The 21,291-nt window shown below is 70.8% G+C and carries 16 protein-coding genes; 2 read left to right on the top strand and 14 right to left on the bottom strand.

The features are described from left to right. Positions 1 to 14: 14 nt before the first annotated feature. The 5 genes from J2853_RS02470 to J2853_RS02450 form a co-directional block, all read right to left on the bottom strand. Positions 15 to 2,678, bottom strand: coding sequence for a DUF6493 family protein (locus J2853_RS02470; RefSeq protein WP_307554493.1), 2,664 nt, complete (start codon positions 2,676 to 2,678; stop codon positions 15 to 17). After that, positions 2,675 to 4,042, bottom strand: a complete 1,368-nt coding sequence (locus J2853_RS02465) for an SWIM zinc finger family protein (protein WP_307554491.1) — start codon at positions 4,040 to 4,042, stop codon at positions 2,675 to 2,677. Before J2853_RS02465 ends, J2853_RS02470 begins: the two co-directional genes overlap by 4 nt. 88 nt (positions 4,043 to 4,130) lie before the next feature. Then, positions 4,131 to 5,624: a class II fumarate hydratase gene (gene fumC / locus J2853_RS02460; protein ID WP_307554489.1), complete on the bottom strand. Its 1,494-nt coding sequence runs from the start codon at positions 5,622 to 5,624 to the stop codon at positions 4,131 to 4,133. Next, entirely contained in the window at positions 5,614 to 7,347 is a 1,734-nt protein-coding gene (locus J2853_RS02455) for an NAD-dependent malic enzyme (protein WP_307554486.1), read from the bottom strand. Before J2853_RS02455 ends, fumC begins: the two co-directional genes overlap by 11 nt. Before the next feature lie 321 nt (positions 7,348 to 7,668). Continuing rightward, positions 7,669 to 8,190: a DinB family protein gene (locus J2853_RS02450; protein ID WP_307568578.1), complete on the bottom strand. Its 522-nt coding sequence runs from the start codon at positions 8,188 to 8,190 to the stop codon at positions 7,669 to 7,671. A 447-nt stretch (positions 8,191 to 8,637) separates the two neighbouring features. Here J2853_RS02450 and J2853_RS02445 point away from each other — a divergent pair, with 447 nt between their 5' ends. Further along, a complete protein-coding gene (locus J2853_RS02445) occupies positions 8,638 to 10,983 on the top strand; it encodes a heavy metal translocating P-type ATPase (RefSeq protein WP_307554484.1) in 2,346 nt (781 codons plus the stop codon). Between the two features lie 254 nt (positions 10,984 to 11,237). Continuing rightward, positions 11,238 to 11,567 carry a hypothetical protein gene (locus J2853_RS02440; protein ID WP_307554482.1) on the top strand — a complete coding sequence of 110 codons (330 nt, stop codon included), beginning with the start codon at positions 11,238 to 11,240 and terminating at the stop codon, positions 11,565 to 11,567. Between the two features lie 350 nt (positions 11,568 to 11,917). Here J2853_RS02440 and J2853_RS02435 read toward each other — a convergent pair whose 3' ends face one another. From J2853_RS02435 to J2853_RS02395, 9 genes are all read right to left on the bottom strand, one after another. Continuing rightward, entirely contained in the window at positions 11,918 to 12,817 is a 900-nt protein-coding gene (locus J2853_RS02435; protein ID WP_307554480.1) for a hypothetical protein, read from the bottom strand. Positions 12,818 to 12,842: 25 nt separating this feature from the next. Beyond that, positions 12,843 to 13,184, bottom strand: a complete 342-nt coding sequence (gene mnhG, locus J2853_RS02430) for a monovalent cation/H(+) antiporter subunit G (RefSeq protein WP_307554478.1) — start codon at positions 13,182 to 13,184, stop codon at positions 12,843 to 12,845. Positions 13,185 to 13,293: 109 nt separating this feature from the next. After that, complete coding sequence (locus J2853_RS02425; protein ID WP_307554476.1) at positions 13,294 to 13,554, bottom strand: MrpF/PhaF family protein; 261 nt, start codon at positions 13,552 to 13,554, stop codon at positions 13,294 to 13,296. Further along, a complete protein-coding gene (locus tag J2853_RS02420) occupies positions 13,551 to 14,099 on the bottom strand; it encodes a Na+/H+ antiporter subunit E (RefSeq protein WP_307554474.1) in 549 nt (182 codons plus the stop codon). The genes J2853_RS02425 and J2853_RS02420 overlap by 4 nt, the downstream gene beginning before the upstream one ends. Positions 14,100 to 14,148: 49 nt before the next feature. Further along, positions 14,149 to 15,750, bottom strand: coding sequence for a Na+/H+ antiporter subunit D (locus tag J2853_RS02415; protein WP_307554472.1), 1,602 nt, complete (start codon positions 15,748 to 15,750; stop codon positions 14,149 to 14,151). A gap of 43 nt (positions 15,751 to 15,793) precedes the next feature. Next, positions 15,794 to 16,627: a Na(+)/H(+) antiporter subunit C gene (locus J2853_RS02410; RefSeq protein WP_307554470.1), complete on the bottom strand. Its 834-nt coding sequence runs from the start codon at positions 16,625 to 16,627 to the stop codon at positions 15,794 to 15,796. Then, positions 16,624 to 18,780: a hydrogen gas-evolving membrane-bound hydrogenase subunit E gene (gene mbhE, locus J2853_RS02405; RefSeq protein WP_307554468.1), complete on the bottom strand. Its 2,157-nt coding sequence runs from the start codon at positions 18,778 to 18,780 to the stop codon at positions 16,624 to 16,626. Before mbhE ends, J2853_RS02410 begins: the two co-directional genes overlap by 4 nt. An 81-nt stretch (positions 18,781 to 18,861) precedes the next feature. Continuing rightward, positions 18,862 to 19,620, bottom strand: a complete 759-nt coding sequence (locus J2853_RS02400; RefSeq protein ID WP_307554466.1) for an SRPBCC family protein — start codon at positions 19,618 to 19,620, stop codon at positions 18,862 to 18,864. Between the two features lie 292 nt (positions 19,621 to 19,912). Next, positions 19,913 to 20,980, bottom strand: a complete 1,068-nt coding sequence (locus tag J2853_RS02395) for a fatty acid desaturase family protein (RefSeq protein ID WP_370879176.1) — start codon at positions 20,978 to 20,980, stop codon at positions 19,913 to 19,915. Positions 20,981 to 21,291 lie beyond the last annotated feature (311 nt).

Here is a 21,291-nt window from a genome sequence, read left to right as displayed (position 1 = left end):
CGATTCAGGACGCGCTACCGGGCAGCGTGACCGGCGCGCAGCAACACCTCCCGCAATGCCCTGGCGTTCTTCACGACCAGGCTGGATCCGGTGCGCCGGGCCACCGCCGTGACCTCTGCGACCTCACCCGAGGCGCCGCAGCGTGACGCGCACTCCACGGCGAGCGCGAGCAGCTCCGCCGCACCCCGGACCGGCTTGTCGCCCAGCAGACCCGGCAGAGCGCCTTCGAGCACGGACCACACGGTGCCGTACGCGCCGGTGTCGGCCATGATGCGCAGGGTCTCGACCAGCCGGTTGGCCAGGACCCCTCCTTCGCAGACCAGCGCGGCGATCTGGCGTCCGAGCAGGGCGGCGTCGAGCTGGCCGCGTGCGGCGAGCACCAGCATCGCGTCCACCGCGGGCCCCCGGTCCGCCGGACGGCTGGTCCCCGTGCTCTCGGCCAACGCCATGTGCACCGCGAATCCCGCGGGGCCGCCGGACTCCGCCATGAACGGCAGCGCCGCCGTCCATCCCCGGTCGTTCTGACAGCTCTCGAAGTAGTCGCGGGCCGCGACTACGTCGCGATGGTGCGGAAGCTGCGCGAACCAGTACGCCTGGGGCGGATCCACGACGTAGTGCTTGCGCCTCTCGTAGGGCCCGAGCAGTTTGGCCACCTCCTTCGGCATCGGAGGATCGAGGGTCAGCCCTGGGCGGGCCGGTGACCGCCACCGCTTTCGCGCGGTATCCCAGTCCGGTGGCTCCGAGTCCTGGTGCGGCAGACCGCCCGCGCGGAGCCAGGCCGCCGTCCGCCTCCCGGCTTCGGAACCGAGGTTCTCGGCCGACGAGAGCACCTGCCGATCCGCTGTCGGGGTGACGCGCAGCAACGCCTGTGCCAGGTCGACCGGGCCAGGGGTGACGCCGAGCCCTTCGAAGGCCGCGAGGCGTTCCACCAGCACGGCCGCGTCCAGTGCGCCGGTGGAGAGGGTCGGCACGGCCAGCAGGAATGGCTGGGTGCCGGATGCCACCAGTTCGCCCGCCTCCACCAGTCGCGCCGCGAGCAGCTCCCCGGTCAGGGAGAACTGGCCGGTGCCACGGCGGCGGTGGAGGTACTCGTACGGCTCAGGGTCCGCCACCGCACGGGCCACCGCGTACAGGTGTTCGGGCGCGCAGTCGAACCGCCACCGGGGCTCCTCGCGCGACACCGGTTTCAGCGCGGTGGCCAGTGCGGCCCGGTCCAGGTGGGCGTGCCGCACCAGGCCGTCCAGTGCCCGCTCGAACGCCACCACGTCCTGGTCGCCCGCGACGACCGCCGCGACCTCCTCGGCGACCTCGGCCACCGTCGCGAGGGGACCCGGCACCGGGCGCGGCTCGGGAACGACCGGCAGCACGTCGGCGAGCGGTTCGGCGGCGCCGTCCGACGGCATGCCGAGCAGCTCGGCCGCCCGCGCGGACAGCGCCGGGCCGAGCCGCTCCGCCGCCGCCCGCAGCTCCGGCAGCACCGATTCCCCCGCCGCCTTGAGATGACGGCCGACCACGGCGAGGGCGCGCTCCCGCAACGCGGCGTCGCGGTGGTCGAATGCCGTGGCCACGGCCATCACGACCTGACCCGCGCGGGCCGGATCCCGCTTCGCGGCCCGGTCGAGCCACGACAACTGGGCGCGGACCAGCTTCTTCTCCGGCCGGAGCAAGACCCGCTCGCCGGCTTCTCCCACCAGTTCCCGCTCGACCAGCCCGATCTCGTCCAGCCCGGCGAGAATCTCCTGGGCGTACTCGGCCACCGGCGGTGATCCGTCCAGCAGCGCCAGGTAGTCCCCGGCCACGGCCGCGTGTTCGGCGGGCGCGGGCGCCATGACGCGCAGGAGGTACAGCCACGGCCCCACTGCCATCCGCGTACCGTCCTGGAGGAGGCGTTCGAGGCAGCGGTCGAGGAGTTCGACCCGGGGTCCGGAGACCTTCGCGTGCTCGGCCGGGGTGAGTTCCATGGCCTTCAGCTGGATCGAGCCCCACGGCGCCTTGTCGGAAAGCAGTGCGTAGCACCGGCCCGCCAGCACGTCGCGATCGATCAGCCCAGGCTCGGCGAGGCTGATCTCGGCCAGGTTCTGCAGCGGCAGGTCCACTCCCGGCCGCGCCACCGCCAGGGGCAGGAGCCGCGCGGTCCACGGGTCTTCGAGCAGCCGCTCCCGGAGGTCGGCACCCCGCACCCCGCCTTTCAGATGGGCGGGACGCTCCTGGTGGCCGATCCCGCGGTCGCCCAGCCAGGAGCCGAGGAAGGCGTCGGAGGTCGGCACCGGGCACCCCGTGTCGTGCACGAGGTGTTCGAGGAACGCGAACACGGAGGTCCACCCGGTCTGCACCCGCTCGCCGAGCAGCCCGGCCAGTTCGGCGCGCCACTCGATGGGACGAGAGTCGATGACGTCCACCATCCAGGCGCCGTCCTCGCTCGGTCCTCCCACCGCACGGCGATTCTCGATCACGCAGAGCCAGTCGGCCGCGGCCGCGGCGCTGTCCTGGCACCCCAGCTCGGCGGCCAGCTGAGCGTTCATCTCGGTTGCGGAATACCTGTCCCGCTCGGTGTTCATCACCGCGCGGCGGGCGGCCAGGGCGACGTCGTTCTCCTTGCGCTGGGCCGGGGTCAGCCTGCCCAGCTCGCCGACCACACCCGCGACGTCCCCGGCCTCCACGAGTTCGATCAGGCTCATCGTGCCTCCTCCGCCATCGCGTCCCGGACCATGCGCACCGCGAGCGCGTGCTTGCACGGTCCTCGCCCTCCCCGGTACTTCGCCCACCACAGGCAGGTGCAGCTCAACCGCCCCTCCTCGTCCGTCCGCACCACCTGGGCGTGGTCACCCTCCCCGACCGACGCCAGCGCGCCGTCGAGCCGGACCGAGCCCTCCCCGACCAGCGCCCGCGCTCCTTTCAGCCTGGGGTTGTACGCCTCCACGCGCCCCGCCGAGTACGGCAGGCTCCGGTGGAAGTACGCCTCCTCCGCGAGGTCGTAGCCGATCTGCCCGCCGGTCCCCAGCACCGTCAACGCCGCCCGGACCCGCTCGGGCGGCAGATCGGCCTGCCTGGCCAGCTCGGCCACGTCGACCCTCGGTTCCCATGCCAGCAGTACCGAGACCAGCTCCGCGTCGTCCGCCGCCGATCCGGTGGCCAGGTCGTTCAGCACGCCGCCCTCACCGGAGAACCCTCGCGACGCGTCCTGCGAGAGCATCAGCGTCAACCGCATCCCCGGCAACGCCATCTCCCACGCGACGGCCGCCGCGTCCTGTCCCGCCGCGATCGGCGCGTACACCCGCAAGGCTGACGCGTGCCGCAACACCTGCCGCAGGGTGAGAAGCCGCTCCGGGCCGGGCAGGCAGATCGCGCCCGGCGCGGGCCGGCTCACCGGACGTAGGGTCCGCCCCGCGGGCACCACCCAGTGCGTCGCCCGAGCGCCGGAGGACTTCGGCAGTGCCCGCAGCACCGCGGCCGCCTCCGCCGCGGGCACCTCGGCGCGCAGCTCGAACCCCGCCGCCAGCACCTGCGCCTCGGCGAACCCGCGGACCCAGCGCTCCGGCAGCGGAACCTTCTTCTCCACGAACCGGCCGTCGAACGTCTTCACCTCCAAGGCCTCCGGCCCGACCACCAGGTGCAGGGGATCCATCCCACCGAGCCGGGCCAGCGCTCTGCGCAGCGGCAGGTTGACGTCGACGTTGGTGGTGCCGTGACCGACCTCGTCCCCGTCGAGACCGGGCGCCAGCACGTCGAGGCGCGCGTAGACACCGCAACACCCGGAGAACGACTCGAACCGCAACCGGTCGCCGTTGGCGGTCACCACCGGGTCCAGGGAGTACGACGCGCGAGGCATGTAGTAACGGGTGGCCGCCACGTCGGCGACCGCCAGCAAGGCGACCGCCGACGGGACCGGCTCGGTCAGGAAACCGCTGAAGAACCGCGGATTGGCCGCCGCACCAGCGGGTGTGGCACCGCCGGAGGTCTCCAGCGCGAGGGTGCGCCCGGCGGCCGATTCGCGCACGGCGGATGAACGGAGATAGGCGTAGGTCTGCGTCGAGGAAGGCATCGCGGACAACCTACTGACCGAACAGCGAAAAAATCATGAAATGTCGAAATCACCTCTGGGCCCTCGCGGCTCGCCGCCTCCGGAAACCTCAGGGGTGCGCGCCATCTCCGGAGATGGCCACGCCGGGCCGGGTGAGGCGTTCGGGGTCGACGACCCTGTCGTACAGGTCCTGGCTGACACCTGACCTGAGGGCGGCCTCCTTGAGCGTGAGGTCCTCGTCGATCGCCCGGTGGGCGATCGACGCGGCCTTGTCGTAGCCGATGACGGGGCTGAGCGCGGTCACCATCATGACGGACCGGTCGATGTTGTCCCGCAGCTTCGCGGTGTTGAGCCGGACGCCCTCGACGAGGTAGGTGCGGAAGTGGTCCATCATGTCCGCCAGGATCCGCGCCGAGTGCAGGACGTTGTTGATGATGACCGGGCGGAAGGCGTTGAGCTCGAAGTTGCCCTCCGCGCCGGCCATCGAGACCGCGCTGTCGTCGCCGATCACCTGGATGGCGACCATCAGCATCGCCTCCGCCTGGGTCGGGTTGACCTTGCCCGGCATGATCGAGGAACCCGGCTCGTTGGACGGCAGGATCAGTTCGTGCAGGCCCGTACGGGGCCCCGATCCGAGCCAGCGCATGTCGTTGGCGAACTTGAACAGCGACACCGCCAGGGTCCGCAGCGCCGAGGAGACGCGGACCAGCGCGTCGCACGAGGCCTGGGCGGCGAACTTGTTGGGTGCGGTGACGAAGGGATACCCGGTGAGATCGGCGATCCGCGCGGCGACCTCGTCCCCGAACCCCTGCGGCGCGTTCAGCTCGGTGCCGACCGCCGTACCGCCGATCGCCAGCCGGTGCAGCCCGGTGAGGGTGTGCTCAAGGTGGTCGGCGGCGTCCTGGAGCTGGGCGACGTAGCCCGACCATTCCTGGCCGACCGTCAGCGGGGTGGCGTCCTCCAGATGGGTACGGCCGATCTTGACCACGTGCTCCCACTCACGGCTCTTGGCCGCGGCGGCGTCCCGCAGCCGCGCCAGCGCGGGCAACAGCCGGCTGTCGATCGCCCGCACCGCGGCGATGTGCATGGCGGTGACGAACGTGTCGTTGGACGACTGCCCCATGTTCACGTGGTCGTTGGGGTGGATGGGCTCCTTGCTGCCGAGCCGGCCGCCGACCAGCTGGATCGCCCGGTTGGAGATCACCTCGTTGACGTTCATGTTCGACTGCGTGCCGGAGCCGGTCTGCCAGACGTACAGCGGGAACTCGGTGTTCAGATCACCGCTGATGACCTCGTCGGCGACCCGGCTGATCAGGTCGGCCTTCCACCGGGGAAGGCGGCCGGCCTGTCCGTTGACGTTCGCCGCGGCCTTCTTGATGAAACCGTAGGCGTGGTAGACGGCCTTCGGCATGCGGTCGTCGCCGATGTTGAAGTGGATCAGCGACCGCTGGGTCTGCGCGCCCCAGTAGTGGTCGGCCGGCACCTGGATTTCGCCGAGGGAGTCGCTCTCGGTGCGCGTGCCGGAGGCCTTCAGCCCGATCGGCAGATCCAGGATCCTGGGCGCGGCCTTCTGTCCCTGGTGGGCGGCCATGTCAGGCCGCACGGACCGGCCGGTACTCCGGCTGCCACATGGCGTCCTGGACCTGCTGGACGGGGTCGTACAGGTCGACGCGCGCCAGGTTCTCCCCGGCCGCCTGCTTGGCGACGGCGACCGCGACCGTGGCCGAGATCTCCCTGAGGTTGTCCACCTGGGGCAGCAGTGACGCGCCCGGCGTCGAGACGTCCACCAGCCCGCCGACCGCCTCGGCGGCGGCCTGGAGCATGCCCTTGCTGACCCGGCGCGCCCGCGACACGACCACGCCCAGCCCCAGCCCCGGATACAGCAGGGCGTTGTTGGCCTGGCCGATGACGTAGGTGACGCCGTCGTGGGTGACGGGGTCGGCCGGGATGCCGGTGGCGATCAGGGCGCGGCCGTCGGTCCAGCGGATCAGGTCGGCCGGCATCGCCTCGATCCGCCCGGTCGGGTTGGAGATCGGGAAGATGATCGGCCTGTCGGCACCGGCGGCCATGGCGCGCACGATCTTCTCGGTGAAGGCGCCGTGCACGGTGGAGGTGCCGAGCAGCATGGTCGGCTTGACGCGTTCGACGACCTCGCCGAGTTGGATGTTGTCCCCCTCCCCTCTCCAGTCGCCGACCTCGGAGGCCGGCCGGGCGTAGGGGACCTGGAAGTCCCGCAGATCGGACATGTCATCGATCAGCAGGCCCTGCTTGTCGACCGCCCAGATCCGGCGCGTGGCCGTCTCGAGGTCCAGGCCGTCACGGACCATCGCGTCGCGTATCTGGTCGGCGACCCCGATGCCCGCCGTACCGGAGCCGAAGACGACGATCCGCTGGTCGCGCATCGGCGTGCCGGAGACGCGGACGGCGCCCAGCATGGCGGCGAGCACGATCGCGCCGGTGCCCTGCATGTCGTCGTTGAAGGTGGAGATCCGGCCGGTGTACTTCTCCAGGATGCGCCGGGCGTTGGAGGGACCGAAGTCCTCCCAGTGCAGCATCGCGTTGGGGAACAGCCGGGTGGCCACCGAGACGTAGGCCTCGATGAAGTCGTCGTAGCGCCGTCCCCGCACCCGTGAGTGCCTGTTGCCGACGTAGAGGGGGTCGTTGAGAAGTTGCTCGTTGTCGGTGCCGACGTCCAGCGCGACGGGGACGACCCGGGCGGGGTCGATTCCGGCGGCGGCGGTGTAGACGGCCAGCTTGCCGGCGGCGATGCCCGCGCCGCCGCCCACTCCCCAGTCGCCGATGCCCAGGATCTCCTCGGCGTCGGAGGCGACGATCAGGTCGACGTCGTCGGGCCCGATGCCGAAGTTCCGGAAGGCCTGCTCGATGCCGCCGATGTCGTCGATCGACAGGTAGACGCCCCGTGGCCGGCGGTACTCGTGGCTGTAGCCCCTGATCGCCTGCGCGACCGTCGGGTCGTACACGATCGGCAGCATCTCCCGCAGATGATCGGCCAGGAGCCGGTAGAAGAGCACCTCGTTGCGGTCCTGCAGCGCCAGCAGGTAGACGTTCTTGAGCAGGTCGGTCGGTTGCGCCAGATACTGCGTGTACGTGCGACGGGCCTGCTCCTCAAGCGTCTCGATCCCCGACGGGATCAGCCCGTCCAGACCCAGTTCCGCCCGCTCCTCCGCGCTGAACGCCGTGCCCTTGTTCAGGAGCGGGTTGTCCAGGACATCCAGGCCGCCCCCCTGGGTGACATAGCTTCCGTCAGGGTTCTCCGCGAAGCCCCGGCGCGTCCCCTTCGACCGTTCGTTGCTGCTCGACGACATCGCCTTCCCCCGTTTCCCGGTATCCCTGGGTGGAGAGTTCACCCGCCGCGCGGGCCCTTTCCTCAGGTGGTCAATGGTCGGCTCGTCCCTGCCGGGGCTTCCCGCGACGTCCTTGCTAGGGCTGCCCCGCGGTACGCCATGGACACCAAATGGGCGACAAAATTACATTTGCCCCAGTTTCGCCGCTTTTGTCGTTCAGCTTTTGGCGAGTCGCGGGAACAACACACACCGGGGGTGAAGTGAGAGCGTCGGCTATACCGGACCCCTTGGGTCACCCGGCGAGATCGCCGGGTGACCCAAGGGGAAAGGCCAGATGTTCGCTCAGTCGCCGGTCACCCCGTCGGCCATCTCCCTGAGCAGGTCGATGTGCCCGTTGTGCCGTGCGGTCTCCTCGATCAGATGGAACGTGATCCACCGCAGCGTGACCGGTTCACCGGCGCTGTTTTTCCGCTTCGACGGGGTGTCCAGGTCGAGGGAGGCCATGATCTCCCGGCTCCGCGCGCACTGGGCTTCGTACTCGGCGAGCAGCTGGATGATCGGAATCTCGACGGCGATGCGCATCTCGGGATCGGGGTCGTCCTTGGTCGGCAACGGACCGCGATCCTCCGCTCCGAGGAGCGTGTACTCGAACCAGCCGAACTCCACCCAGCGCAGGTGGCTGACCAGCCCGGAGATCGTCATCAGTGGAGAACCGGGCAGGGGCGCCCGGCGGGCGTCGTCCTCGGCGATCCCGGCACACTTCGCGTGAACCGTGGCGCGGGTGTAGTCGAGGAACGTGGCGAGCATCGTGCGCTCGTCCCAGGCGGGAGGGACATCCGTGCGGGAGGCGAGCACGGTGCTCATGGACGGGGGAGCCGGTACGGGAACATGCTCGCCGTCGGAGGCGACCGTTGAATCAGAAAGCATTTCAGTCCTCTGCTAGAACTAGACAGAGGCGCGACCTGGATCGGTCAGATCCGGATCCGAGGAGGCGCCGGAAGATCGGAGAACATCTCAGGCCTCCTTTCTCATCGAGTGCGCCGCACGATGCGACGGCTCGCCAAGCCTAAAGTTCACAGGCCGGGCGGGCAACAGGATTACGGCCACGAGACCGGTTGAAACGATCATCACGAACCCGGCGAGGGCCCGCGGTCACCGGCTCCGGGGACGAGCAGGTCCCACGGGCGACGAGCAGGGCCTGCGGGCATGGCGGCCCGCGGCCGGCACAACACGTTGATCTTGCACGAAATCGATGGATTTGCCATAGGAGCGTCGGCTCCAACACCCTCCTACCGTGCAGGAGGCCGGCCCATGACGGATCACCTCCACTCTCGCCACAGCGGCGGCAAGGAGCTCGGCACCGCGATCCTGGACGTCAGCGGGTTGCGGTGGGCCTCCGAGCAGAGCGTCGTCGCGGCCTGGCTCGGCCGCTGCCCGGGGGTGCGGGAGGTGGAGGTCAACCCGGTGGCCCAGACGGCGACGGTGCTGTTCGACCCGGCCCTCACCTCACTGGCGGAGCTGCGCACTCAGGTGATCGAATGCGGCTACCACTGCGCGGGGCAGTCGGTGCCCGCCCACATCTGCGATCCGATGGCCGAGCCGGATACGCCGCCCCCTCACGACACGGGCCATGACGGGCACGCCGGGATGTCGATGGCCGCGATGGTGGCCGACATGCGCAACCGGTTCCTGGTGGCGCTGCTGTTCTCGATCCCGATCGTGATGTGGTCGCCGATCGGCACCGAGGTGCTCGGCCTGGACCTGCCGGTTCCCTTCGGGCTGCGCCAGGATGTGTGGGCGCTGCTGCTCAGCCTGCCGGTGATCCTCTACTCGTGCCGGATCTTCTTCAGCGGGGCGGTGCGGGCGCTGCGGGCCCGCACGCTGGACATGATGGTGCTGGTCTCGGTGGCGGTCGGCGCGGGCTGGCTGTACTCCCTGATCGTGACCCTCACCGGCGGCGGCGAGGTGTTCTACGAGGCGTCCACCGTCCTGGCCGCCTTTGTCCTGCTGGGGCACTGGTTCGAGATGCGCGCCCGGGGCGGCGCCAGCAACGCCATCCGCGCCCTGCTCGACCTGGCCCCGCCCAAGGCGGTCGTCATTCGAGAGGGTGCCCCGGTCGAGGTGCCCACCGCCGAGGTCGCCGGTGGCGACCTGCTGCTGGTGCGCCCCGGCGCGAAGATCCCGGTCGACGGGGTCGTCGAGGACGGCGACAGCGAGGTGGACGAGTCCATGGTCACCGGCGAGAGCCTGCCGGTGCACAAGCGGCCGGCCTCGACCGTCGTCGGCGCCACGATCAACCGCGACGGCACGCTGCGGGTGCGCGCCACCAAGGTCGGCGCCGACACCGCCCTGGCCCAGATCGTCAGGCTCGTCCAGCAGGCACAGAACTCCAAGGCCCCCGGGCAGCGCCTCGCCGACCGGGCCGCCTTCTGGCTGGTGCTCGTCGCCCTGATCGGCGGCGGGCTCACCTTCGCCGTCTGGTTCCTGCTCGCCGGTGCGCCGTTCGGCGTCGCGATCCTGTTCGCCATCACCTTCGTGGTCATCGCCTGCCCGGACGCGCTCGTCCTCGCGACCCCCACGGCGGTCATGGTCGGCGCCGGGCTCGGCGCCGAGCGCGGCGTCCTGTTCAAGAACGCGATCGCGCTGGAGACCTCCGCGCGCATCCAGGTGGTGGTCATGGACAAGACCGGCACCCTGACCCAGGGCGAGCCGGAGGTCACCGACGTCATCACCGACGGTGTGGCGGAGGAGGAGGTGATGCGACTGGTGGCCGCGGTGGAGCGGGAGTCCGAGCACCCGCTGGCCGAGGCGATCGTCCGCCACGCCGACGCACGCGGTTCGGGCGTGTCGCGGGCCGGACGGTTCGAGAACGTGCCCGGTCACGGTGCCGTCGCCGAGGTGGCCGGCCATCGGGTGATCGTGGGTAATCGGCGTCTGCTGGAGCGCGAGGGGGTGGATCTCGGCAAGCTGGGCGCCCGCCGGGACGAGGTGTCCGCCGGAGGCCGTACGGCGGTCATGGTCGCGATCGACGGCACGGCGGCCGCGGTGATCGGCATCGCCGACGCGCCCCGCCCGACCTCCGCGGCGGCGGTGACCGCCCTGCACGAACTCGGCGTCGAGGTGGTCATGCTCACCGGTGACAACGCCGCCACCGCGCGGCGGATCGCCGAGCGGTTGGGTATCGACACCGTCCTCGCCGAGGTGCTGCCCGGCGACAAGGCAGCCAAGATCACCGAACTGCAGGCCGGTGGCCGCAAGGTCGCCATGGTCGGCGACGGCGTCAACGACGCCCCCGCACTCGCCCAGGCCGACCTGGGCGTCGCCATCGGCGCCGGCACCGACGTGGCCATCGAGACCGCCGACGTCGTGCTCATGCGCTCCGACCCGCTGGACGTGCCCGTCGCACTGCGCGTCGGCCGTGGCACCCTGCGCAAGATGCGCCAGAATCTCGGCTGGGCGATCGGCTACAACACCATCGCCCTGCCGATCGCCGCGGGCGTGTTCGAGCCCGCGTTCGGCCTGGTGCTGCGCCCCGAGATCGCCGCCCTGTCCATGTCCGGCTCCAGCGTCATCGTCGCCGTCAACGCCCTCGCCCTCAAACTGATGCGCCTGCCCTCGCCGGCCGGCACAACCTCGGACGGCGGCACTCGCGCGTGACGCCGGTTCCGCGCCGGCTCCGGATCTCGACGCGGACGACTTCAGCGGCCGGGCCGGAGCCCGGTGACCGCCAGTCGCGCGGACCGCAAACCGCCATCTGGATCACGGTGAGATCCTGCCCAGGAAAGGCCGCTTGTGTGCCATAGTGCGCACTCAGCCTTATATGTGCCTTTGTACGCAGAAATGGACATTTCACCCATTTAGCTTGAGGGTGCGCGTTGAGAACAGCGCGCACCACTCAAGGGGGAAACGACATGAAGATCACACGAAGCCTGGCGACGGCGGCCGCGACACTGGCGATCGCCGGCGGCATCATCGCCTCCACCGGCGGAGCCGCATCGGCCGCCACCGCAGCCACCACGGCCACCACGGCCACCGCGAGTCAGACCGTGGCCGTGAGCGTGTCCGGTCACGGCGAGCGCTACCGCTTCGACGGTCACCGCTTCTACCGGTGGTTCAACGGCGGCTGGAGGGCCGTGTCCTTCGACTACGCCCGCTCCCACCACTACGACCGCAACCACCGCGACCGCGACTACGACCGCGGCCACAACCGCCGTGACCACAACCGCGGCGACAGGCACTGAGGACCGAAGGCCGGCCCGGTAGCACCGCCGGGCCGGCCCGCGCCTTCTCCCATGGAAGACAACGATCCGGCTCCTGCATGCCTCGGATGCCGCTTCCCGCCGAGCGCGGCTCTCTCCCCGAGGTGAGCCGGTCCGCTCGGGCCACCGGGCTTCCGAGAAGGGTCGCGACTTCGAAAGCGGAGAAGGCCACACCTTCCAAGAACATGATCGGCTGACCGGCACCGTCAAGGTCTTCGGGGGCGTGCCGGTCAGCCGATCAGGTGCACGGCGAAGTGGCCGTAGGTCTGGAAGCCAGAGTGTGCGGTCCATCGATTCGCTCGTCTCCGAGGTCTGCGGCAGGGAACTCGGCGCTAAGGAGCGTCAGCGATCTCTTCGAGGCGGGCGGCGAGTTGCTCGGGCTCGCCGTCGACCAGGGCGGCCACGCCTCGCCACCAGGCGAACCACTCGGCGCTGCGCCACATCCAGTCGACCCGCTCGATCGCGGCGACGACCTCACCCTTGACCTTCCAGACCTCACCCGCCTGCTGGGCGGAGGCGCCGTGCCGCAGGGCCCAGGCGTGCAGGACCTCGGCGGCCTCGGCGTCCACCGGCTCCTCGTAGGGGTCGGGGTCCTCATCCAGGGGGTGCGGGCCGAGCCCGGCGGCGACGCCCCAGCTCCACTGGGCCTCGGCCGGACGGGAGTAGCGCAGCGAGTCGAAGTCCAGGTTGGAGCCGAGCTCGTCGTCCGGGCGCCGGAGGACCAGCGCGTCGAGCCTGCCGCCCGCGTCGAAGGAGACCACGATCCGCTGTCCCGGGGCGGCGTCCCCGGGCAGCTCGACCCGGTCCTCCGCCTGCCAGGAGTTGAGATCGGTCACGGCGAAGGGACGGCCCCATGCTCCGTCCGCCACGTCGTCGGCGATCCAGGCGGCGAGCATCTCCAGCACGGTCAGGTCGATCCACGGGTCGATCGCGGTCGAGGCCCGGAGCACCTCGTCCGGCACGGGCAGCTTGCCGCCGCGCTCGCGCCCCCACCACTCCTCGCCGAGCTCGCGGGTGCCGACCAGCAGCCCGGCCAGCGCGGCGAGCTCGGTGGACCTCCGGGTGAGGGGGGCGCCGCGTACCAGCTCGACGCAGCGCTCGACGCGGTCCGCGCCCAGCGCCGTTTCCGCCTCGTGCACCAGGAGGGCGGCGTCAGGCCGCTCCTCTCCCAGCAGATCACGTATAAGTCGTCTGGCCTCGGTCCTTGCGTCCTCCGCGCGTGCCTCCCGCATACCGACACGTTACGCCTGGAGATCCTTACGCGCGAGGTTCGGCGAACGGGCTCGCCGTACCGTCGTCCCCCGGCGGCTCCGCCAGATAGGCGGCCCGTCCCACCACGTAGGCGGCCACCGCCACCATGACCACCTGGAAGACCCCGATGATCAGCAGCATCCCCATGAGCGCCCAGACGGGATCGCGCAACCACATGGCCAGCAGGATGAGTTGCAGTCCGAACACCTGGGGCTTCGTCGCCGCGTGCATGCGCGCCAGGGTGCCGGGGAACCTGACCATCCCGACCCCCGCCGCGAACGCCAGTCCCGCGCCCAGCAGCATGCACACCGCGGCGGCCACGTCCGACGCCATGTCCGACGTGGTCAAGGGACCCACCTCGCGGCGAACCCGGTCGGCGCGGTCAACGCGCCCACCTCACCGGGGACCTGCCCGGCGCGGCCGACGGATCCGGCTCGTGAACCCCCGGCCGACGTGATCATCGGGCTCGTCCCGAGAAGAACCTGGCCAGCGAGACCGATCCGACGAACCCCAGCAGGGACAGCACCAGCAGCACGGGCAGCGCCGAGTATTCGCCGAACGCCGCCGCCCTCGCCCCGATCCCGCACATCACCACGGCGGTGAGCACGTCCAGCGCGACCGCCCGGTCCAGCATGGTGGGGCCGCGCACGAGCCGGTAGAGCGTCATCGCCGCCGCGCCGCCGAGCAGCGCGAGCACGATCGTATACACCGTCGTCATCGCAGTTCCTCCCGGTCCGCGCGGGTGCCGAAGGCCGCGACGACGCGGCTTTCCAGCCGCGCCACATCCGCCTCGGTGACGGCCCGCGCGTCACCCGTGACGCCGAGCACGTGCAGCACCAGCAGCCTCTCCCCGACGTGCGCCTCCAGCACCAGGCTGCCCGGCAGCGCCGACAGCGCCACCGTGATCAGCACGGCCATGACCTCCGACGACGAGCGCAGCCGTACCTCGACGATCCGGACCGGCGGAGTGCCCGGTCGCAGCGCCCAGAAGGCGACCCGGAAGCTGGAGACCACCATGTCCACCGCGAAGCGGGTCAGGAAGACGACCAGCCCGACGGGGTGGATCCGGAGCCCGGAGTCCAGCACCGGCAGCGGCAGCAGCCACACGACGGCCAGCCCGGCCAGCAGGCCGCCGAGCACGTTGCCCACGGTCACGTCGCCCCAGAGCAGCAGCCAGACGATCGTGAGCCAGGCCACCTGCGCCGGCGGCACGCGCCTGCCCGGCAGCCGGGGCGCGCGGCTCGGACCGCCTCCCCCGTTCACCGAGCACCACCCCTCATCGCACGCCACCGGGCACCGTCTCCTCCGCCGTTCACCGCGCGTCCCCGAGCACCGTCGAGATGTACGGCTCGCGGGCCAGCAACTCGGTGGCGATCCGCTCCGACAGGGCGGACAGCGGCCCGGCCATGACGGTGTACGACAGGGCCAGCGCCACCAGCGCCAGCGTGGAGCCGAGCATCGCGGGCGGCATGTTCACGCCGGTGACGATCGCGCGGCCGGAGATGCCCTCGGTGCCGTGCGCCCGGGGAACGGGGTCCGTCCCGCTCTCCCGCTCCTCGCTCTCCAGTACGGTTCCCGCCCGTCTGATTCCGGGGGGCGGTGCCCGCCAGAAGGCTTTGCTCCACGTCGCCGCCACCACGTACAGGGTGAGCAGGCTGGTCACCAGTCCCCCCGCGACCAGGGTCAGCGCCATGGGGCGGCCGTCCGCCACCCCCGCCTGGATCAGTGCCAGCTTGCCCAGGAAACCGGACATCGGCGGGATCCCCGCCAGGTTCATCGCGGGAACGAAGAAGAGCACCGCGATCAGGGGCGCCAGTTTCGTCAGTCCTCCCAGCCCGTCCAGCGAGGTGGTCCCGGCACGACGCTCGATCATCCCGGTCACCAGGAACAGGCTCGTCTGCACGGTGATGTGATGGACGACGTAGAACACCGCGCCCGCCATGCCCGCGACGGTCGAGAGCGCGACCCCGAACACCATGTAGCCGATGTGGCTGACCAGGGTGAAGGAGAGCATCCGCTTGATGTCGGTCTGCGCCAGCGCCCCGAACACCCCGAGCAGCATGGTCAGCAGCGCCGCCCACATCAGCAGGCCGCTCACCGGCCCGCCGGGGAACAGCAGCGCCTCCAGGCGGATGATCGAGTAGATGCCGACCTTGGTGAGCAGCCCGGCGAAGAGCGCCGTCGCCGGGGCGGGCGCGGTCGGGTAGGAGTCGGGCAGCCACGCCGACATCGGGAAGATCGCCGCTTTGACCACAAAGACCAGCAGGAGCATCAGCTCGACGAGCAGCCTGATGTGCTGGGGAAGGACCGGGAACCGCTCGGCGAGCTGGGCCATCGACACGGTGCCGGTCGCGCCGTAGGCCACCGCGATCGCGACGAGGAACAGCAGCGACGAGGTCAGCCCCATCACCACGTAGGTGGCGCCGGCCCGGATGCGGGATTCGGTCCCGCCGAAGGTGAGAAGCACGTAGGACCCGCTGAGCAGCATCTCGAACGCGACGAAGAGGTTGAACAGGTCGCCGGAGAGAAAGGCGTCCGACACTCCGGCGACCATGATCAGGTAGGCCGGATGGAAAATCGACAGCGGGGCCCTGTCCTCCTGGTCGGCGTAGGCCTGGGCCAGCGAGTAGATCATCACGCACAACGTCACCGCCGAGGAGACCACCAGCATCAGCGTGGAGAGCCGGTCGGCGACGAGCGAGATGCCGATCGGCGCCCCCCAGCCTCCCGCGCCGACCGCCTTCGGCCCCTCCCGGTCGACCACCGGCAGCAGGATCAGCGACACCGCCAGCACCGTCGCGAGGGTGAACACGCTGATCAGCGCCTGAAGCCCGCGCAGCCGCCTGCCGATGGCCAGCTTGAGTCCGGCGGCCAGCAGCGGCAGCACGACGGGGACCGCGATCAGCGCCTCCACCGGCGCTCCCCACGTACGTCCCGTACGGCGGGCGGCACCGCCATCAGCTCTCCTCCTCCGGGCCGGGCCCCTCCAGATCGGGGTCCTGCGCCCTGGCCTGCCGCTCCCGGTCGGCCCGGATCTCGGCGCGCAGTTGCTTGCGCGCCTCGCGCTGGCGGATGCGGAGCCGCCTGCGGACCCGCCGCTCCCGCTCGGCGTGTTCCCGCTCCTTGCGGGCGAACTCCGCGCGCATCTCGCGGACCCGGCGCTGCCGGTCCTCCTTCGAGACGTCCTCGGCCCGCCGGGCTTCGGCGAAGCGCTCCGCGAGCCGCTCGGTGGACGGGCTCTCGTCCTTGTGCTCCTGGAGCCAGCGGCCCAGGTCCGCGTTGACGTCCAGGATCCGCCGCTCCAGCTCCTCCGCCTCCCTGCGCTCCCGCTCGTGCCGCGCCGCCTCCATCCGGGCGAGCTCCGCGCGCTGCTCCCGGACCATCCGCCGGTATTCCTCCTGCCGGTCGCGCACGGCCCGGTCGAGCTCTCCGCGCCTGGCGCGCAGCCGTACCCGGCGGTCCTCGGTGTCGTCCTGCACCTCGTCGCCGCCGGTGAGCTGCCAGGACCGGTGGACCATCGCGAGCAGGAACGCGGTGACGCCAAGGGTGATCACGATGGAGGTGAGCACCATCGCCTGCGGCAGGGGGTCGGCCATCCGGCCCGGGTCGGACCTGCCGAGGATCGGCGGCTCCCCCGCGGGTCCGCCCGCGGTGAGGATCAGCAGGTTCACTCCGTTGCCGAGCAGGATGACGCCGGCCAGCAGCCGGACCAGGCTCCGTTCCAGCAGCAGCGTCACTCCCGTCGCCACCAGGGTCCCCGACGCCACGAACGGCGCCAGCGAGGCGCTCACCCGGCGGCCTCCTCGATCTGCCGGTCCAGCTCCGTGCCAAGACTGCGCAGGATGTCCTGCACCATGCCCGCCACCGTGATGTAGACCCCGAGATCGAACAGCAGCACGGTGGACAGGTGGAGCACGCCGACCAGCGGGACCGTCAGGTCGGCGGAGAGCATGTCCAGCGGCGCGCCGCCGAACAGCAGTCCCCAGAACGCGGTGATCGTGGACAGCAGGAGCCCGACGCCGATCAGCACCCCCGCCGTGACCGGGGCGGCCGCGGCCAGCTCGTACCGGCCGCCGGCGAGATAGCGGACGACCAGGGCGAGCCCGGCCACGATGCCCCCCGCGAACCCCCCGCCGACCGAACCGTGCCCGGTGAACAGCAGGAAGACCGAGACCAGCACCACCGTGTGGAAGGTCAGCCGGGCCACGACCTCGACGATGACGGCGCGCTGCCCCGCGGGCAGGGTCGCCGCGAGCCAGGTCGTCCGGACGTCCGTGTTCGCCCCCTCCGGCGGGCGTTCCATCGAATACGTACGGCGGCGCAGGAAGACCAGGCCGGTCACCCCCAGGGTGAGGACGGCGAGCACCGAGCTCTCCCCCATCGTGTCCCACGCCCTGATGTCGACCAGCAGCGCGCTGACGACGTTCGAGGCCCCGGCCTCCTGCGCGGCGGCGGCCATCAGCGTGCCGACCGGCACCGCCTGGCGCGCGTTCACGGCCAGCATCCCGGCTCCTGCGGCCACGAGACCGCTCACCAGCCCGAGGGCCAGGCGCACGCCGAAGGGAATCCGGAACCGGCCCTGTTTCGACCCCGCGGGGAGCCTGCGGAGCACCAGGACGAACACGACCAGGCTCAGCGTCTCGACGAGAAACTGGGTCAGCGCCAGGTCCGGAGAGCCGTGGACCAGGAACAGCAGCGCGGTGCCGTACCCGGTCAGCCCGGCCACCAGCACGAGCACGATGTGCGTCCGCACCAGGAGCGCGACGATCGCCGTCGCGACGAGGAGCAGCACGATGACGGGCTGCTCGACGCGCTCCCAGGGGACCACGTCCAGCCGGATCCGGGCGATGGGCCCGTACAGCAGGGAGAAACCCGCGACCCCCGCCGCGGACACAAAAGCGATCATGAGATAGTCGGGGAGCGAGCCGCGCTGGGTGACGCCGGTCAGCTGGAGGGAGAAACGCTCCAGTCCCCGGACGAGGGCCCAGTAGACCCGGCCGGAGTCGATCACGTGCAGGGCGGTCCCGGCACGTGACAGCGACCCCCTGGCCACGAACAGGAGCGCTCCCGCCGCCAGCGCGGCGGCCGACAGCAGCGGCGGCACGGGCGCCCCGGCCCACAGCGCGAGGTGGGTGCCGTGGCCCGGTCCGGGAAAGGCGCCGGTGTAGCTCTCCATCGCCTGGCCGTACCGGCCGGAGAAGGGCGCGAGGAGAAGCCCGAGCCCGGCGAGCAGCGCGGGCGGCAGGAACATCGCGGCGTCCGGGCGGTGAACGGGGACCGGTTCCAGGCCGGGTCTGTCGCCGAAGGCTCCCCACAGGAACCGCGCGCTGTATCCGACGGTGAGGATCGAGCCGGCGACCACGCCGGCCAGCGTCACCGTGTCGGCGAGCCGCCCGGTCAGCAACGACTCGAAGGCGGCCTCCTTGCCGACGAACCCCAGGAACGGTGGGATCCCGGCCATCGAGGCCGTCGCGGCCGCGGCCGCCGCGCAGAGCCAGGGCGCCGAACGCCGCAGACCGCTCAGCTCGCGCAGGTCCCGGGTGCCCGTGGCGTGGTCGACGATGCCGACGATCAGGAAAAGGGACGCCTTGAACAGCGCGTGCGCCGGCAGCATGCCGACGCCCGCGAGCGCGGTGTCCCCGGTGCCCGCGCCGAACAGTACGGCCAGGAACCCGAGCTGGCTCACCGTGCCGTAGGCGAGCAGTTTCTTGAGGTCGTGTTCGCGCAGGGCCCGCCAGCCGCCCAGCACCATGGTGAGCAGGCCGAGGACCACGGCCGGCCACCGCCAGTAGGCGAACCCGCACCCGGGCGGTACGGCGAGCACGAAGAAGGCGTCGCGGCCGAGACGGCGCACCAGAGCCGGGGCGAGTACCGCGGCCACGGCGTGCAGGATCAGCAGCGGCTCCATGTTCCCCCGGCAACCGTCGTGGTCGACGTATCCCAAACTGCCAGGAGGTACGCGTTTCACCGGTCAAGCACGCGAACCGCTTGACCCGAAAACCGCTGGTTCTTCACCGGGGCATGATCAGCGCTTCCCCCCGGTACGGCCGAGCAACCAGCCGATCACCGCGCTGCCGAGCGCGACACCCGCGCCCATCCCGAACGCGGCGAGGAGCGACCACGCGGGCACGCCGGGCCTGGGTCCCTTGGCGGGACGCTCGAAGACCTGCCCGGCCCCGGCGTGCGGTTCCGCCTTCGAGGCACCTGGAACGGCCGGCACCGCGAGCCCGGGGGCCGACGACCCGCCCGGCGCGGCACGGTCGAGAACAGGGACTCCGGCCCCCGCCCCGGTTCCAGCCCCGGCCCCGGCTGGAACGGGAACGGCCTGCGCCGGAACAGTCGCCTCCACGAGGGCGAGGTGGTTCTCGACGGCGGAGAAGAAATCCTTCGCGGTCTTCTTCGCGACCGAGGTGAGCATGCGCTGGCCGACCCCGCCGATCATGCCGCCCACCACGGCCTCGGCGTCGTAGTCGACCCGGGTGCCGCCCTCGACCTCGCTGAGGCGAACCTCCACGGTGGCGTCGACGGTCCCGGGCGCGCCCTGCCCCCGGGCCTTGAGCACGAACCGCTGCGGCGCGTCGGGCTCGGACAGAACGACCTCGCCCTGATAGACACCCTTGATCGAGGCCACTCCGGCGGTGACCATCATCCGGTAGGTGTCGGGCCCCGTCTCCTCCAGACGCTCGCAACCCGGGATCGTGCACACGAGCACGGCCGGGTTCTGGAGCGCGGACCACACACGATCTCTGTCGATGCCGAGTACGGCACTGCCTGCGAGCTTCACATCAAGCACTGTAATACCGCCTTCTTTCCCGAGGCAGTAGGTAAATCGCCGATGTGGCCGGCCGAGTCCGGGTGGCGATGTGGAGCACCCCGTACGCCCAGACCCTGCCGAACCGTGAAAAGAAAAGAAGACGCGTGCCGTACCCGGAATGGCCCGGGTGCGGCACGCGCTTCGTTTATGGAGGAGAACTCAGGGCGAAGTCCGACGGCGGTTTCTCGTCTGGTTCTGTTCGCGTGCGGCGGGAACGTTCGTCGATCGGACCCGGACGGCGAGGTCGTGCCGGCGACGCGACTCAGCCGGCCGTGGCGGTTTGGGCCCGCAGCGGCGCCCCCACGGCGTGCAGGTGGCGCAGTGCCTGCGCGTAGGAGCTGATGATCCCGGACTCCAGGTAGTCGACGCCGAGTTCCTGGCAGTACTGCTGGACGATCGGCTGTGCACGGCGCAGGTTCGGCATCGGCATGCTGGGAAAGAGGTGGTGCTCGATTTGGTAGTTGAGCCCGCCCAGCACCGTGTCCACCACGTAGCCACCGCGTACGTTGCGCGAGGTCAGCACCTGACGCCGGAGAAAGTCGATCTTTTCGTCACCCCTGAACATCGGCATTCCCTTGTGGTTGGGCGCGAACGTGCAGCCCAGGTAGACGCCGAAGATCGCCTGGTGCAGGAGGAAGAACACCACGGCCTTGCCGGGCGACAGCACCACGAACAGTGCGCCCAGGTACAGGGCGGCGTGCACGACCAGCAGCGACGCCTCCACGGCACGGTGCTTGGTCGACGGGCGCAGCAGCGCCCGGACGCTGGCCACGTGGAGGTTGAACCCCTCCAGCGTGAGCAGCGGGAAGAACAGGAACGCCTGCCAGCGGCCCAGCACCCTGGGCAGCCCCTTGCTGACGGCGGCCTGTTCGGGTGACCAGAGCAGGACGTCCGGGGAGACGTCGGGATCGTGGTCCTCGTGGTTGGGGTTCGTGTGGTGGCGGGTGTGCTTGTCCATCCACCAGCCGTAGCTCATCCCGATGGCCACGTTTCCGGCCACCAGACCGGCGATCTCGCTGGAGCGGCGGGAACGGAAGACCTGCCGGTGCGCCAGGTCGTGGGCGACCAACCCGATCTGGGCGAACACCACCGCGAGGAAGAGCGCGACCAGAAGCTGGTACCAGGAGTCTCCCAGCGCGAAGAAGACGGCCCAGCCGCCGACGAAGGAGGCGGTGACGAGACCGATCCTCACGGTGTAGTAGCCAGGACGGCGCTCCATCAGCCCCGCTTGTGTGATCCGGCGCGACAGGCGGGCGAAATCGCTGCCTCGTGCTCCACCTTCCGGGTCGGCGGTTTGGTCCGCGGCATCGGTCACGATCGAATCGGTCACGGTTCTCCTCAGGTGGGCCGGATCACTAGACAAGATCTCTCAGCCGTTAGCGCCACAGATTGGCATATAGCGGCCGAACAGGGTGACCGTTCTAGAGTTCCGTGATTGCCGAGATCCCGAACCCCCGCCCCCACCCCGGCTCGTGGTAGTGCTGGCCCTACCCAACACGTGCCGGAGAGCGTGATGACGGCGTCCGGGAAATCCTTACAACAACCCGGGCAGGGAATAGGGAACAGGGTCTGAACTGCAGGGATACGTCCGGACCTCGCTTTTGAAGGTAGCATTCCGCCAGGCTGCCTCCGGCACGCGAA

Source organism: Streptosporangium lutulentum (genome assembly GCF_030811455.1).
Taxonomy (GTDB): domain Bacteria; phylum Actinomycetota; class Actinomycetes; order Streptosporangiales; family Streptosporangiaceae; genus Streptosporangium; species Streptosporangium lutulentum.
Note: the sequence above shows the minus strand (reverse complement) of the source record. Positions and strands in the feature narration are given on the sequence as shown.

Coding starts and splice junctions, on each gene's coding strand:
- J2853_RS02445 (WP_307554484.1), top strand. CDS start 8,638: ATGACGGATCACCTCCACTCTCGCCACAGCGGCGGCAAGGAGCTCGGC.
- J2853_RS02470 (WP_307554493.1), bottom strand. CDS start 2,678: ATGAGCCTGATCGAACTCGTGGAGGCCGGGGACGTCGCGGGTGTGGTC.
- J2853_RS02455 (WP_307554486.1), bottom strand. CDS start 7,347: ATGTCGTCGAGCAGCAACGAACGGTCGAAGGGGACGCGCCGGGGCTTC.
- J2853_RS02440 (WP_307554482.1), top strand. CDS start 11,238: ATGAAGATCACACGAAGCCTGGCGACGGCGGCCGCGACACTGGCGATC.
- J2853_RS02425 (WP_307554476.1), bottom strand. CDS start 13,554: ATGACGACGGTGTATACGATCGTGCTCGCGCTGCTCGGCGGCGCGGCG.
- J2853_RS02435 (WP_307554480.1), bottom strand. CDS start 12,817: ATGCGGGAGGCACGCGCGGAGGACGCAAGGACCGAGGCCAGACGACTT.
- J2853_RS02450 (WP_307568578.1), bottom strand. CDS start 8,190: ATGAGCACCGTGCTCGCCTCCCGCACGGATGTCCCTCCCGCCTGGGAC.
- J2853_RS02465 (WP_307554491.1), bottom strand. CDS start 4,042: ATGCCTTCCTCGACGCAGACCTACGCCTATCTCCGTTCATCCGCCGTG.